This is a genomic window from Streptomyces antibioticus (genome assembly GCF_002019855.1).
GTDB classification, from domain to species: Bacteria; Actinomycetota; Actinomycetes; order Streptomycetales; family Streptomycetaceae; genus Streptomyces; species Streptomyces antibioticus_B.
The window spans coordinates 2756686-2770379 of sequence record NZ_CM007717.1; the positions used below are offsets into that span (position 1 = coordinate 2756686).

Annotated in this window: 14 protein-coding genes and 1 riboswitch; of the genes, 11 read left to right on the plus strand and 3 right to left on the minus strand. The window is 73.7% G+C overall.

All coding sequences use genetic code 11. The annotated features are described in order from the left end of the window. Positions 1–3 precede the first annotated feature (3 nt). Positions 4–684: a TetR family transcriptional regulator gene (locus tag AFM16_RS12225; protein WP_078633321.1), complete on the plus strand. Its 681-nt coding sequence runs from the start codon at positions 4–6 to the stop codon at positions 682–684. A 25-nt stretch (positions 685–709) separates the two neighbouring features. Here AFM16_RS12225 and AFM16_RS12230 read toward each other — a convergent pair whose 3' ends face one another. Both AFM16_RS12230 and AFM16_RS12235 read right to left on the minus strand, forming a co-directional pair. Next, positions 710–982, minus strand: coding sequence for a ferredoxin (locus AFM16_RS12230; protein WP_051781192.1), 273 nt, complete (start codon positions 980–982; stop codon positions 710–712). Positions 983–985: 3 nt separating this feature from the next. Then, the gene (locus tag AFM16_RS12235; RefSeq protein WP_078633322.1) at positions 986–2443 is read right to left on the minus strand and encodes an aldehyde dehydrogenase; all 1458 of its coding nucleotides are present in this window, start codon (positions 2441–2443) and stop codon (positions 986–988) included. Between the two features lie 323 nt (positions 2444–2766). Between AFM16_RS12235 and AFM16_RS12240 the strand changes: the two genes are divergently transcribed. From AFM16_RS12240 to AFM16_RS12250, 3 genes are all read left to right on the plus strand, one after another. Then, complete coding sequence (locus AFM16_RS12240; RefSeq protein ID WP_143648347.1) at positions 2767–3267, plus strand: hypothetical protein; 501 nt, start codon at positions 2767–2769, stop codon at positions 3265–3267. Positions 3268–3332: 65 nt separating this feature from the next. Then, complete coding sequence (locus AFM16_RS12245; protein ID WP_030797982.1) at positions 3333–4376, plus strand: Strvi_7410 family MBL fold metallo-hydrolase; 1044 nt, start codon at positions 3333–3335, stop codon at positions 4374–4376. Between the two features lie 146 nt (positions 4377–4522). After that, positions 4523–5017 (plus strand): nuclear transport factor 2 family protein, encoded by a 495-nt coding sequence (locus AFM16_RS12250; RefSeq protein ID WP_030797984.1) that lies wholly within the window; start codon positions 4523–4525, stop codon positions 5015–5017. On the opposite strand, the gene AFM16_RS12255 is transcribed toward AFM16_RS12250, so the two are convergent. After that, the gene (locus AFM16_RS12255; RefSeq protein WP_078633324.1) at positions 5014–5730 is read right to left on the minus strand and encodes a phosphotransferase; all 717 of its coding nucleotides are present in this window, start codon (positions 5728–5730) and stop codon (positions 5014–5016) included. The genes AFM16_RS12250 and AFM16_RS12255 overlap by 4 nt on opposite strands. A gap of 46 nt (positions 5731–5776) precedes the next feature. After that, positions 5777–5896: riboswitch (cobalamin riboswitch) on the plus strand. 135 nt (positions 5897–6031) lie between these two features. Here AFM16_RS12255 and AFM16_RS12260 point away from each other — a divergent pair. The 7 genes from AFM16_RS12260 (at position 6032) to AFM16_RS12290 (ending at position 13654) form a co-directional block, all read left to right on the plus strand. Then, on the plus strand, positions 6032–7282 hold the full coding sequence (locus AFM16_RS12260) for an SCO2321 family membrane protein (RefSeq protein WP_078633325.1): 1251 nt from the start codon (positions 6032–6034) through the stop codon (positions 7280–7282). Beyond that, entirely contained in the window at positions 7279–7950 is a 672-nt protein-coding gene (locus AFM16_RS12265; RefSeq protein ID WP_179123267.1) for an SCO2322 family protein, read from the plus strand. The genes AFM16_RS12260 and AFM16_RS12265 overlap by 4 nt, the downstream gene beginning before the upstream one ends. Further along, entirely contained in the window at positions 7943–9070 is a 1128-nt protein-coding gene (locus AFM16_RS12270; RefSeq protein WP_078633326.1) for an energy-coupling factor transporter transmembrane component T, read from the plus strand. The genes AFM16_RS12265 and AFM16_RS12270 overlap by 8 nt, the downstream gene beginning before the upstream one ends. Next, on the plus strand, positions 9067–11358 hold the full coding sequence (locus tag AFM16_RS39970) for an ABC transporter ATP-binding protein (protein ID WP_078633327.1): 2292 nt from the start codon (positions 9067–9069) through the stop codon (positions 11356–11358). The genes AFM16_RS12270 and AFM16_RS39970 overlap by 4 nt, the downstream gene beginning before the upstream one ends. After that, a complete protein-coding gene (locus tag AFM16_RS12280) occupies positions 11355–12155 on the plus strand; it encodes an ECF transporter S component (RefSeq protein ID WP_037877226.1) in 801 nt (266 codons plus the stop codon). Before AFM16_RS39970 ends, AFM16_RS12280 begins: the two co-directional genes overlap by 4 nt. Positions 12156–12460: 305 nt before the next feature. Next, positions 12461–12874, plus strand: a complete 414-nt coding sequence (locus AFM16_RS12285) for an aggregation-promoting factor C-terminal-like domain-containing protein (RefSeq protein ID WP_078633328.1) — start codon at positions 12461–12463, stop codon at positions 12872–12874. A 108-nt stretch (positions 12875–12982) separates the two neighbouring features. Then, a complete protein-coding gene (locus AFM16_RS12290) occupies positions 12983–13654 on the plus strand; it encodes a YoaK family protein (RefSeq protein ID WP_078633329.1) in 672 nt (223 codons plus the stop codon). Positions 13655–13694 lie beyond the last annotated feature (40 nt).

Sequence of the window (13694 nt, forward strand, 5' to 3'; positions counted from 1 at the left end):
CCCATGCCTGCGGAAGACAGCACCCAGCGCCCCGCCACCGCTCCCTCCCCCGCGCCCGCCGCCACCCCCTCCCCGGCTCTCGGCGCCACCCGGTCCGGGGGCCCCTCCCCGCTCACCGAGCGGCAGGAGGCCCGCCGTCGGCGCATCCTGCACGCGAGCGCCCAGCTCGCCAGCCGGGGCGGTTTCGACGCGGTGCAGATGCGGGAGGTCGCCGAGTCCTCCCAGGTCGCGCTGGGCACGCTCTACCGCTACTTCCCGTCCAAGGTGCATCTGCTGGTCGCCACCATGCAGGACCAACTGGAGCACATGCACGGCACGTTGCGCCGCAAGCCCCCGACCGGCGAACGGGCGGCGGAGCGGGTCGCGGAGACGCTGATGCGCGCCTTCCGCGCCCTCCAGCGCGAACCGCATCTGGCCGACGCGATGGTCCGCGCGCTGACCTTCGCCGACCGCAGCGTCTCGCCCGAGGTCGACCAGGTCTCCCGGCAGACGACGGCGATCATCCTGGACGCGATGGGCCTGGAGGACCCGACGCCCGAGCAGCTCTCCGCCGTCCGCGTCATCGAGCACACCTGGCACTCGGCCCTGATCACCTGGCTCTCGGGGCGGGCCTCGATCGCGCAGGTCCGCGTGGACATCGAGACGGTGTGCCGCCTGATCGACGTGACGGAGCCGCGGGCGTGAGCCCTGCCGGTCCTTCCGGGCCCCTCTACTCCTCCGGCGGGAACACGGGCTCGCCGCTCCCCGCCAGCGTCACCATGATCGCCTCCACCGGGCAGCCCTCGGCCGCCGCCAGCACCTGTTCGCTGGCGTCGGTGTCGGGGTCGACCGGGCGGGACTGACGGGCGCTGTCGAGGCGGAACCCGTCCGGGGCGTGGTGGAGGCACTGGGCGGAACCGATGCACAGGGAGCGGTCGACCTCGACGTGCCAGCGGTCGCCCGCGCCCACGCCCGGCTGCTCGCGCAGGGGAGTCGCCCCCATGGTTCAGCCCTCCCAGCCCGCCGGGAGGTGGATCATCTTGTGCTCCAGGTACTCGGAGTACCCCTCGGGCCCGAACTCCCTCCCGAGACCGGAGTTCTTGTAGCCGCCGAACGGTCCGAGCATGTCGAGACTGAACGTGTTGACGGAGTACGTCCCGGTACGGACCCGGCGGGCGACGTCGACGCCGTGGGCCACGTCGCCCGTCCAGACGCTGCCGCTCAGCCCGTAGTCGGAGTCGTTCGCGATCTTCAGCGCCTCGTCCTCGTCGCCGTAGGGCAGGAGGCAGATCACCGGGCCGAAGATCTCCTCGCGGGCGATGCGCATGGAGTTGTCGACGTCGCCGAAGAGGGTGGGTTCGACGTACCAGCCGCGTTCCAGGCCGGGCGGACGGCCGCCGCCCGTGAGGATCTTGGCGCCCTCCTCCTGGCCGATGCGGATGTAGTCGAGGCTGCGGCGCCGCTGCCGTTCGGCGACCAGGGGGCCGACCTGGGTGGCGGGGTCCAGCGGGTCGCCGACCACGAGCGCGCTCGCCGCTGCGGCGAAGGCGTCGGCGAACTCGTCGTAGCGGGAGCGCGGGAGCAGGATGCGGGTCTGGGCGACGCACGCCTGGCCGTTGTTCATCCAGGCCGCGGAGACGATGCCCGGGACGGCCGTGGCGAGGTCCGCGTCCGGCAGGACGACGGCCGCCGACTTGCCGCCCAGCTCCAGGGTGACGCGGGTGAGGTTGCGGGCGGCGACCTCCATGACCCGCTTGCCGGCCGCGACCGAGCCCGTGAAGGAGACCTTGTCGACGCCGGGGTGCCCGACCAGGTACTCACTGACCTCGCGGTCGGCCGGGAGCACCGACAGCACGCCCTCGGGCAGCCCGGCCTCGCGGGCGATGTCGGCGAGGATGTAGGCGTCCAGGGGCGATTCGGGCGACGGCTTGAGGACCACGGTGCAGCCGGTGAGCAGCGCGGGGGCGAGCTTGGCGGCGGCGACGAACTGCGGGACGTTCCAGGGAACGACGGCCGCGACCACGCCCACGGGCTCGCGCCGCACGAGGATCTTCCCGAGGACGCCGTCGCGCCGCTCCTCGTACGGGAATCCCTCGGCGACCTTGATCGCGGAGTCCCACACCATCATCGCGCCGAGGGCCTGGGCGAGGACGCTCCAGGAGTACGGGGAGCCGTTCTCGGAGGAGATCACCCGGGCGATCTCCTCGTGCCGCACGGCGATCGCGTCCTTGATCCGCCCGACGACGGCGATCCGCTCGCCGAGGGACAGCCGAGGCCAGGGCCCTTCGTCGAAGGCCCGCCGCGCGACGGCCACGGCCCGGTCCACATCCCCCTCGGAGGCGTGCGGCACCCGCCCGATGACCTCCTCGGTATGCGGCGAGACCACCTCGATCACACCCTCACCCAGGGGTTCGGTCAGCTTCCCCCCGATGACCAACTGTCCGTGTTCCACGAGCTCGGCCATGTCCACTGCCTTCGCTTCTGACGGTGTTTCAGAACTGATACCAGTTCTAATTGAACTAAGCCAGGGCGCGGCGACGACCTACGATGATCTGCATCCGACAGCGGGGGGCGGGGGCCATGGGGCGACGGATATGGGCCAGGACTGTGGGGGCGGCGGCGGTCGCGACCGTTCTAGCGGCGTGCTCGCAGGGCGGGGGCGCGGCGAAGGATCCCGAACGCAGCTCGTCGTCAACGGCGTCGGTGCGGCCGTCCGGGCCGTCCGGGCCGTCCGGGCCGTCGGCACGGGAACAGGCGCGGGAGCGGGTCGAGTCGCATCGGCAGCAGGTGTTGACGAAGATCGCCACGGGCACCAAAGCCCCTGACGGCGAGGGGCTGAGCGTGGTCGGCGCGTACCCGCAGAGCACCGCGTTCTTCTGGTCGACAGCGGACGGGCGCTACTGCATCGCGATATACGACCCCAGCCACCACACCGTGCAGTGCCATGAGTCCACCAAGCCCTTCAGCCGCACCCCGAAGCTGATCCGCCTCTACGAAACGGACTTCGGTTCACCGGGCGGATACGTTCTGCTCGTCGCCGCCGACCGCGAGACCATCCGGACCGTCACCTGCGGCGGCGCACCGGTGGAGTTCCGGGAGATCCGGGTGAACGGCAAGGCTGATACCCAACGCACCGTCTACGCGCTGAAGTTCGAGGGCTGGACGGCCGGTGTCCTCAAGGTGCGGGTGGCGCGGGGCGACAGTGTCCATGCGACGGACCTCGCCCTGGCCACGAGCGACGACGAGGTTCCGCCGGACTCCGACTGGCATTCCTGTGGGGCTAGTTAGGCGTCGGGAACAGTCGACGGTCGACTCGGGCACCCATTGGAACTCGTTCTCGTTATAGTGGGCAGATGGTGAGCAGTCGGGGTCAGGTCCGGGCGTACGACCATGGCGGTGGGGTGCGTTCGCTGCGGGTTCCCATTCCGGACAATCCCCTGGGCTTCACCCTCGTGTACGTCGTCGACACCGACCGTGGGCCCGTGTTGGTCGACACCGGGTGGGACGATCCGGGGGCCTGGGATGTCCTGGTCGACGGGCTCGCAGCGTGCGGTGCGGGTGGCGTCGGTGAGGTGTACGGCGTCGTCATCACCCACCACCACCCCGATCACCACGGGCTCTCCGGCAAGGTGCGGGAGGCGTCCGGGGCCTGGGTGGCGATGCATGCCGCCGACGCCTCGATCGTGCGGCGGACCCGGGAGACGCGGCCCGAGCACTGGTACACGTACATGGCGAACAAGCTCACCGCCGCCGGTGCCCCCGAGGAGCATGTCGCGCCGCTGCGGACCGCCCGCCGCGCCCTGCCCGGGTTCGCCCCCGCCCTGCCCGACCGGGAGATCGTCCCCGGTGAACTGCTCGACCTGCCCGGACGCCGCCTGCGGGCGATCTGGACCCCCGGGCACACCCCCGGCCATGTCTGTCTCCACCTGGAGGAGGAGCACCCGGGTGGACTGCCGGGCCATGGGCGGCTGTTCTCCGGAGACCATGTGCTGCCCGAGATCACCCCGCACATCGGCCTGTACGAGGATCCCGACGACGCCACCGTCACCGACCCGCTCGGCGACTACCTCGACTCCCTCGAACGCGTCGGCCGCCTCGCCCCCGCCGAGGTCCTCCCGGCCCACCAGCACCCGTTCACCGACGCCCCGGCCCGGGTACGGGACCTGCTCACACACCACGAGGACCGGCTCACCGGACTCCTCGCCCTGCTCTCCACCCCCCTCACCCCCTGGCAGCTCGCCGAGCGCATGGAGTGGAACCGGCCCTGGGCGCAGATCCCCTACGGGTCGAGGAACATCGCGGTCTCGGAGGCCGAGGCCCATCTGCGGCGCCTGGTGAAACTGGGGCGCGCAGAAGCGGTGACGGGCAGCGAACCGGTGACCTACGTGGCGGCCTGACCGACGGTCCGGCACGGATGCCGTCAGCGTTCACACGGCCGATCCACCGAGTTCACGCCCGCGCCGTACGGTGCCCGCAGAACGCCCCGAACCGCACCGCCGCACACCGCCTCGCACCCGTTCCGGCACCCCTGGTGGCATCGCCCATGGACCCGATCGAGCAGCTCCTCGCCGAACGAGCCTGCCGGCGCCTGCTCCTCGACCTCGTCCGGAGCCTGGACCTCGATGAACCCGCCTCCGTGGCCGAGCTGTTCACCGAGGACGGCACCTGGACCTGGCCGGAGGGCGACCGGCGGATCACCGGCCGCGCCGCGCTCCGCGCCCACTTCGACTCCCGCCCCGCCGACCGGCACACCCGCAGCCTGATGTCGTCCGTGCACGTCGAGGTGGTCTCCCCGGACACGGCGACGGCGACCTCGTACTTCACGACCTTCCGGGTCGAACACGACCGTACGGCCGCCGTCGGCGCCGGACCCCGCAACGACCCCCGCCGCAGCGAACCCCCCGCCCCGCCCGCCACCGAGCCCGACATCCGCATCGGCCACTACGAGGACACCCTCCGCCGCACCCCCGACGGCACCTGGCTCCTCGCGGCCCGCACGCTGTTCCTCCCAAGCGGCGGACCGGCGCCACTCCTCTAAAGACCGGCCACCGACCGCACCAACTCCCCCGCCGCACCCAGGAGTTCGATCTCCTCCCGGCTCATCGTCGGATTCACCGCCCGCCGCCGCAGCGCCTCCGTCAGGCCGTCCTCCGTCAGGCCGCCCTCCGTCAGCCCCTCCCCCGTGAGCGCGGACGGGTCCGCGAGCAGCGCCGCCAGCATCTCGCCCGCCGGTGCAGCGACCGGCTCGGCGGAGACGGCGACCTGGGCGAGGATCACCGCCGAGGTGCCCCAGTCCAGCGCCGGGTCGCCCTCCGCCGCGTTGGCCCAGTCGATGACCCGGGGTCCGTCCACCGAGAGGATGACGTTCTCGGGGTGGAGGTCGAGATGCAGGACGTGCGCGTCGGGCGAGGTCAGCCCCGGCACGGCGTGCAGCTCACGCAGCAACCGGGCGAGGAGCGCGCCCGCCTCCACCGGGTCCAGCGCACCGGCCGCGAACGCCTCCACCATCGTCGGCCCGTCCACCCGCTCCATCACCAGATCGGTGAGCGCACCGGGCGACGGCCGTACCGCAGGCGCCGGATAGCCGTGCGCGCGGACGTGCGCCATCAGCGCCCCCTCCGCCGCCGCGTCCCCGTACCCCGCCCGGTCGCGGCGCAGCACCCACGCCTCGTCGATCTCGTACACGTCGGCCGTGCGGCCCGAACCGAGCAGTCTGCCCGGGACGCCCGGCCCCCTCCCCGTCGCACTCATGCGCCGAAACCTACGCCCGAGCCGCCCGGCCGCACAGCCGCCCCTCAGCCTCCCGGCTACCTGCGGGTAGAGTGACCGCGTCGTATCACGCTCGTACGGGGGGAAGCCGGTGCAATTCCGGCGCTGACCCGCAACCGTGAAGCCACCCCGTGGCCAGCCGGACCGCCGCGTACGGGATCGTGACCGGCTCATGCGCGTCGGCGAGCCCGCCGTCGCGCGGCACCGTCGAGGAATGCGGAGCCGAGCCGCCGGGGTGTCCCGTGCTGCCTGGCTCCCCCACCGGGAGAGGCACCCGCCGATCATGAAGTACCGTCACCGCGCAGCGGCCCTGGCCGCCACCGCCGTCGTGCTCGCGGGCGCCGGCCCGGCCGCCGCCGCAAGCTCGTCACCGGCCCCGTCGCCCACCCCGTCGGTGGCCATACCCGACGGCCTCTACGGCACCACCGACCCGACCTACGACGGCGTGTGGCGCCAGTCGCTCGCCCTGCTCGCCCAGGAGTCGGTGGGCGTGACCCCGGCCGACAAGGCGGTGGCCTGGCTGGCGGGACAGCAGTGCGCGAACGGCGCGTTCGCCGCGTTCCGCGCCGACGCCGGCAAGCCCTGCGACGCCAAGCTGATGGTGGACACCAACAGCACGGCCGCCGCGACCCAGGCACTGGCCGCGCTCGGCAACCACGACGCCGAGGTCCGCAAGGCCGTGACCTGGCTGAAGTCCGTCCAGAACGCCGACGGCGGCTGGGGCTACACCCCCGGCGGCGCCAGCGACGCGAACTCCACCTCGGTCGTCGCCGGTGCCCTCGCCCAGGGCGGCGAGACCGTGCCGAACCTCCGCAAGGGCGGCAAGTCCCCCTACGACGCCCTGCACACGCTCGCCCTGCCGTGCGACGGGAAGGACGCGGGCGCGTTCGCCTACCAGCCCGGCAAGAAGGGCGAGTTGGCGGCCAACGCGGACGCGACCGCGGCGGCCGTGCTCGGCCTGCTCGGCGAGCCGCTGACCGGCAGCCGCCAGGACGACTCCGCCTCCCCCGCCGCCTGCACGGCCTTCGACGCCTCCAAGGAGCCCGAGAAGGGCGCCGCGAACGGAGCCGGCTGGCTCGCCGAGGCCATGGCGAAGGACGGCCACCTCACGTCCGCGCTGCCCGGCGCCGAGGACCAGCCCGACTACGGCAACACCGCCGACGCGATCGTCGCCCTGTCCTCCACCGGCCTGAACGACCAGGCCGAGGCGCCCCTGCGCTGGCTGGAGGGCAACTTCGCGCAGTGGGCGAAGGACAGCGGCCCGGCCGCCTACGCCCAGCTCGTCTTCGTCGCGAACGCGGCCCGGGGCGCCGACGCCCGGGACTTCGGCGGACAGGACCTGGTCAAGCTGCTGAACGCGACCGGGCCGGCGCCCAAGGCCGTGGAGAAGAAGGACCAGAGCACGGCGTCCGCCGAGAAGAAGGACGACGACAAGGGTCTGAGCCCCGCGTACACCATCGGCGGCGGTCTCCTCGTCGGCGCGGCCATCGGCTTCGTCCTCATGGTCCGCGGCCGGAAGCGGCGGCAGTCGTGACGCCCGGGCGATCCCTCCACCCCTGTCGCCGCCGCGCCGCCGCGCGCGTCCTGCTCCTGGCGCTGGCGCTGCTGCTCCTGGTCCCCGCCCAGGCGCAGGCGGCCGGTTACCGGTACTGGTCCTTCTGGGACCGGTCCGGCGACCGCTGGGTCTACGCCACCCAGGGGCCGTCCACCGCGCGCCCCTCCGACGGCGACGTCCAGGGTTTCCGGTTCGCGGTCAGCGCGGACTCCTCCGACGCGGACCAGCCGCGCGGCGCAGCGTCGTTCGACGCGATCTGCGCGCGGACGCCCGCGAAGGACGGGACGAAGCGGGTCGCCCTGGTCATCGACTTCGGTACGGCGGCGGACGCCCCGTCCGGCGAAACCCCGCCCGCGGCCCGTTCGGCCTGCGCCCGGGTCTCCCCCGACGCGACCACGGCCGAGGCCCTCGCCTCGGTCGCCAAGCCCCTGCGCTACGACACCTCCGCCATGCTCTGCGCGATCGCGGGCTACCCCCGGACGGGCTGCGGGGAGCAGGTGTCCTCCGACGGCACGCCCACCGCCAAGGGCGAACAGCGGGACGACGACGGCTCCGGCCCGTCCGTGGGCCTGATCGCGGGCGGCGCGGTCGTGGCCGTACTGGCGGGCGCGGCGGTCTGGCAGGCACGGCGGCGGAGGAATGGCTGACGACGGCCGCCCCGGCGGCGGGGCGGTGCGCCAGGAGCCGGTGCGAGCGCAGGGCACCCCCCTGCACCCCGCCGCCTGGTGGCTGTGGGCGCTGGCGCTCGGCACCGCCGCCACCCGCACCACCAACCCGCTCCTCCTCGCCCTGCTCCTGGCCACCTCCGCGTACGTCGTCACGACCTGCCGCCCGCCCACGCCCTGGGCGCGCTCCTACTCGGCGTTCCTGAAGCTGGCCCTCGCCGTCCTCGTCATCCGGCTGGTGTTCGTCGTCGCGCTGGGCTCCCCGGTCCCCGGCACGCATGTGATCGTGACGCTGCCCGAGGTCCCGTTGCCGGAGTGGGCGCAGGGCATCCGGCTGGGCGGCGCGGTGACCGCCGAGGGGGTCCTGTTCTCCCTCTACGACGGTCTGCGCCTCGCCACGCTGCTGGTCTGCGTGGGCTCCGCGAACGCCCTCGCGAGCCCGTCCCGCCTGCTCAAGGCGCTGCCCGGCGCGCTGTACGAGACGGGCGTGGCCGTGGTCGTGGCGCTCACCTTCGCGCCGAACCTGATCGCCGACGTCCAGCGGCTGCGGGCCGCGCGCCGGCTGCGGGGCCGTCCGGACCGCGGGGTGCGCGGCCTCCTCCAGGTCGGCCTGCCGGTCCTGGAGGGCGCGCTGGAGCGTTCCGTCGCCCTCGCCGCCGCGATGGACGCGCGCGGGTACGGCCGTACCGCCGACGTCCCCGCCCCCGTCCGCCGTACGACGACCGCGCTCACCCTGGGCGGTCTGCTCGGCATCTGCGCGGGCACGTACGGGCTGCTCACCGCGGCCGGGGCGGACTACGGCCTGCCGCTCCTCCTGGCCGGTGTGACGGCGGCGCTGGCCGGGCTGCGGCTGGGCGGCCGCCGCTCCCCCCGCACGCGTTACCGTCCGGACCGCTGGACGCCCCGCGCGTGTCTGGTCGCCGGGTCCGGTGTCGCGGTGGCCGCGCTGCTGACCGTCGCGTCCGGCACCGATCCGGAGGCCCTGCACCCGGGTGTCGTCCCGCTGACGGCGCCCACGCTGCCCGTGTGGCCCGCGGCGGCCGTACTCCTCGGGCTGCTGCCCGCGTTCCTCGCCCCCGCGCCTCCCAAGGAGCCGTCGTGATCCGCTTCGAGAACGTCTCCGTGACGTACGACGGCGCCTCCGAGCCGACCGTGCGCGGCGTCGACCTCACCATCCCCGAGGGCGAACTCGTCCTGCTCGCGGGCCCGTCGGGGGTCGGCAAGTCGACCCTGCTGGGCACGGTGTCCGGGCTCGTGCCGCACTTCACGGGCGGCACCCTGCGCGGCCGGGTGACGGTCGCCGGGCGGGACACCCGCACCCACAAGCCGCGTGAACTGTCCGACGTCGTGGGCACGGTGGGGCAGGACCCGCTGTCCCACTTCGTGACCGACACGGTCGAGGAGGAGCTGGCCTACGGCATGGAGTCGCTGGGCCTTGCCCCCGAGGTGATGCGCCGCCGCGTCGAGGAGACCCTCGACCTGCTCGGCCTCGCCGCCCTGCGCGACCGCCCCATCGCCACGCTCTCCGGCGGCCAGCAGCAGCGCGTGGCGATCGGCTCGGTGCTCACCCCGCACCCCCGGGTCCTCGTCCTCGACGAACCGACGTCCGCCTTGGACCCGGCGGCCGCGGAAGAGGTCCTCGCCGTCCTCCTCCGCCTGGTCCACGACCTCGGTACGACAGTCCTGCTCGCGGAACACCGCCTGGAACGCGTCCTCCAGTACGCCGACCAGGTGGCCCTCCTCCCGTCCCCCGGCACACCCCCGCTCCTGGGCACCCCGGCGGACATGATGTCCGTCTCCCCGGTCTACCCCCCGGTGGTGGCCCTGGGCCGCCTGGCCCACTGGACCCCGCTCCCCCTCACAGTCCGCGACGCCCGCCGCCGCGCCACGGATCTCCGGGAACGCCTGGCTGTCCTGACCCCGACCGGCGGGAAGCCCCAGGCAGCCCCTACGACGGCCGGCACCTGGACCACTCCCACGGCTCCGGCGACCGGCACGGGCCCCACGGCTCCGGCGACCGGCACGGGCCCGGCAAGCACCGCCAGCCGAGCAACCACCGCAGGCCCGGCCACCGCCACCGCCACCGCCTCGGCGACGGCCGCCCGCCCGACCAACGCCACAGACCCGGCAACCGGCGAGGACCCAGCGAGTACCGCGAGCCCGGCCATCGCCGCAGATCCGATGACCGCCGACGGTCCAGCCACCGCCGCTGCCCACCCGACCGGCACCACCCCGGTATCCGCCGACGCCCCAGCCACCCCCGCAGACCCGGCGACCCCGCCGACCCCGGTGAGCGAGCACACCCGAGCCACCGGCGTCCCGACCACCACCGCCGACGCGACCAACGCCCCCGGCCCGGCCACCGGCGTCGGCCCGGCAAGCGGCGGCACCCCTGCCGCCGTCACCGCCACTGCCGCCGTCACCGCCCCTGCCGCCGACCCCTCCTCCGGCGGCGAAGCCGTCGAGCCGACGCCGTCCGCCATCGTGTCTCCGTCCCCTGCGCCCGCGACCCGCCCCGTCGCCGCCCCCCGGTGGCGCCTCTTCGGGAAGCTCACCGGTCGCGGCCGGGACGGCAGCCGGGCCAAGACCCCCGGGCAGCCGCCGGCGCACGCCCCCACAGATCCCGCGACCCCCGCACCCCCCGCCGCCGAAGTCCACGCCCTCTCCGTCCGCCGAGGCCACGTCCAGGCGCTGCGCCGCATCGGGCTCACCCTCGTCGCCGGGGAGACCGTGGCGCTCATGGGGCGGAACGGGGCCGGGAAGTCCACCCTGCTCTCCACCCTGGTGGGGCTCGTCGAGCCGTCCGCCGGGACGGTCGAGGTCGGCGGGGTCACCCCGCACCGCACCTCGCCCCGGGACCTGGTCCGCCGGGTCGGTCTCGTCCCGCAGGAACCCCGTGACCTGCTGTACGCCGACACGGTCGCTGGTGAGTGCGCGGCCGCCGACCGGGACGCGCAGGCGGAACCCGGCACCTGCCGCGCCCTGGTCTCCGGTCTCCTCCCCGGCATCGCGGACGACGTCCACCCCCGCGACCTCTCCGAGGGCCAGCGCCTCACCCTCGCCCTGGCCGTCGTCCTGACCGCCCGCCCACCGCTGCTCCTCCTCGACGAGCCGACCCGCGGCCTGGACTACGCGGCGAAGGCCCGTCTGGTCGCCGTACTGCGGGAGCTGGCCGCGGCCGGACACGCGATCGTCCTGGCCACGCACGACGTGGAACTCGCCGCCGAGCTGGCCCACCGGGTCGTCCTGCTCGCCGAGGGCGAGGTGATCGCCGACGGCCCGACCGCGGAGGTGGTCGTGTCGTCCCCCTCCTTCGCGCCGCAGGTCACGAAGATCCTCGCCCCGCAGGAGTGGCTCACCGTCGCCCAGGTCCGGGAGGCCCTCGCATGAGCGCCGTACGGCTCGGCCCCCGCTCCCTGCTCTCCCTGGCCCTGGTCAGCGCGGTCGGGGTGATCGCGTTCACGTGGCCGTTCCTCGCCCCGCCCGCCTCCACCCTGAACGCCCACGCCCAGGACGCGCCCTGGCTCTTCGCGGGCCTGCTGGTGCTCCTCGTCGCGGTGGTCGCGGCGACGATCTCCGAGTCCGGTCTCGGCGCGAAGGCCGTCGCCATGCTGGGCGTGCTGGCCGCGACGGGCGCCGCCCTGCGGCCGATCGGCGCGGGTACGGCCGGCATCGAGCCCATGTTCTTCCTGATGGTGCTCAGCGGCCGGGTCCTCGGACCGGGCTTCGGTTTCGTCCTCGGCTCGGTGACGATGTTCGCGTCCGCCCTGCTCACGGGCGGGGTAGGGCCTTGGATGCCGTTCCAGATGCTCGCGATGGGCTGGTTCACGATGGGCGCGGGCCTGCTGCCCGGCCGGTCGGGCCTGCGCGGCCGTACGGAACTCGTCCTGCTCGCCGCGTACGGCTTCCTCGCCGCCTTCGCCTACGGCACGGCGATGAACATGGCGGGCTGGCCCTTCATGGGGACGCTGGCCTCGCACATCGCCTTCGACCCGGACGCGGCGGTGCCCGCGAACCTGGCCCGGTTCATCGCGTACTGCGTGGCGACCTCGCTGGGCTGGGACCTGGGCCGGGCGCTGGTGACGGTCGTCCTGACCCTGACCCTCGGCCCGTACGTGCTGAAGGCGCTACGCAGAGCGACCCGGCGGGCGGCGTTCGAGACCGCGGTCACGTTCGAGGACCGTTGACCGGTGAAGCACCCCACATGACCCACATCACCTACTAACCATCCCAGTAGGACATTTCGGACGCCATGAGCATGCCATAACGGCCTCTGACCTGCACATTGAGAGCCAGCTCACAGAGACGGTCAGGTCGGCGAATACGACCACAACTAGCAAAAGGGGTCATTGCGGACGCCTGTCCGGGGTGCTTATCTGGATGACGTCGCACGGCGCCGACAAGCCCCCGGGCCTCGGCGCCGACGCATGCAGACACCACCACGTGACTTGCATGCGAGCGATGGCAACGTCCCCGAAGAAAAAGGTTCTCTGTGTCCGTCTCTGTCATCCGTCGCATCGCCAGCCCGAAGAAGGCCGTCACCGCCGTCGCCCTGGTCGCTGCCTCCGCCGGCATCGCCATGACCGCGGCCCCGGCCCACGCGGCGACGTCGTCCGCGTCCAGCGCTCAGGCGATCGCGCACAAGATGATCCCGGACGCCGCGCAGTACAAGGCCTTCTCCAACATCGTCAGCCACGAGAGCGGCTGGAACGTCAAGGCCACGAACTCCTCTTCCGGCGCCTACGGCCTGGTCCAGGCCCTGCCCGCCTCGAAGATGGCTTCTGCCGGCTCCGACTGGAAGACCAACCCCGCCACCCAGATCAAGTGGGGCCTCGACTACATGAACTCCCGCTACGGCAGCCCCGTCGCCGCCTGGAACTTCTGGCAGTCCCACGGCTGGTACTGAGCCAACCCAGCCACACAGCACCACCACGCATGACGCATGACAACGGCGCCCCCGCCCCCGGGGCCGCCGTTTCGGCGTTTCCGCCCCCTCGCGTGATCCACTGACCGGATGACCACGGAGCCCTCGAAGGACCCCGAGGCGCGGGGCGTGCGCCTCGTCCCCGTCCTCCTCGGCCTCACCCTGGTGAGCGGCCTGATCGACGCCGTCAGCTTCCTCGGCCTCGGCCATGTCTTCACCGCGAACATGACCGGAAACGTCGTCATGCTCGGCTTCGCCGCCGCCGGCGCCCCCGGCTTCACCGTCCGGCACACCGCGATCTCGCTCGCCTGCTTCCTGGTGGGCGCGGCGGCCGGCGGCCGGCTGATCCGGCGCGTGGGCGACTCCCGCCGTACAGGGGCCCGTGCGACGCTCGCCGTCGAGGCGCTCCTGCTGGCCGGCGCGTCCGCCGTGGCATACGCGACCCCCGGCCGGATCTACGCGGTCATCGCCCTCACCGCGTTCGCGATGGGGCTGCGCAACGCGACCGTCCGCAAACTAGCCGTCCGCGATCTCTCGACGACGACCGTCGTGACGATGACCCTGACCGGCCTGGCCTCCGACTCGCACGCGGGCGGCGGCACGGGCCGCAGCACACCGCGCCGCGCGGCGGCGGTGGTCGCGATGTTCGTCGGCGCCGTGCTGGGCGCGTGGCTGGTGATCCACCACGGGGTCGCGCTCCCGCTGCTCGTCGCGGCGGCGGCCTCCGGCGTCCTGGCCGTGACCGCCTCCGGCCGCGACTGAACCGAGCGGGGACCCATCCGAGCGGGGACTCATCCGAGCG

What these genes read in the sequence shown, in the direction of transcription:
- AFM16_RS12225 (WP_078633321.1), top strand. Translation starts at nt 4, where the DNA reads ATGCCTGCGGAAGACAGCACCCAGCGCCCCGCCACCGCTCCCTCCCCC.
- AFM16_RS12230 (WP_051781192.1), bottom strand. Translation starts at nt 982, where the DNA reads ATGGGGGCGACTCCCCTGCGCGAGCAGCCGGGCGTGGGCGCGGGCGAC.
- AFM16_RS12235 (WP_078633322.1), bottom strand. Translation starts at nt 2,443, where the DNA reads ATGGCCGAGCTCGTGGAACACGGACAGTTGGTCATCGGGGGGAAGCTG.
- AFM16_RS12245 (WP_030797982.1), top strand. Translation starts at nt 3,333, where the DNA reads ATGGTGAGCAGTCGGGGTCAGGTCCGGGCGTACGACCATGGCGGTGGG.
- AFM16_RS12250 (WP_030797984.1), top strand. Translation starts at nt 4,523, where the DNA reads ATGGACCCGATCGAGCAGCTCCTCGCCGAACGAGCCTGCCGGCGCCTG.
- AFM16_RS12255 (WP_078633324.1), bottom strand. Translation starts at nt 5,730, where the DNA reads ATGAGTGCGACGGGGAGGGGGCCGGGCGTCCCGGGCAGACTGCTCGGT.
- AFM16_RS12260 (WP_078633325.1), top strand. Translation starts at nt 6,032, where the DNA reads ATGAAGTACCGTCACCGCGCAGCGGCCCTGGCCGCCACCGCCGTCGTG.
- AFM16_RS12270 (WP_078633326.1), top strand. Translation starts at nt 7,943, where the DNA reads ATGGCTGACGACGGCCGCCCCGGCGGCGGGGCGGTGCGCCAGGAGCCG.
- AFM16_RS12280 (WP_037877226.1), top strand. Translation starts at nt 11,355, where the DNA reads ATGAGCGCCGTACGGCTCGGCCCCCGCTCCCTGCTCTCCCTGGCCCTG.
- AFM16_RS12290 (WP_078633329.1), top strand. Translation starts at nt 12,983, where the DNA reads ATGACCACGGAGCCCTCGAAGGACCCCGAGGCGCGGGGCGTGCGCCTC.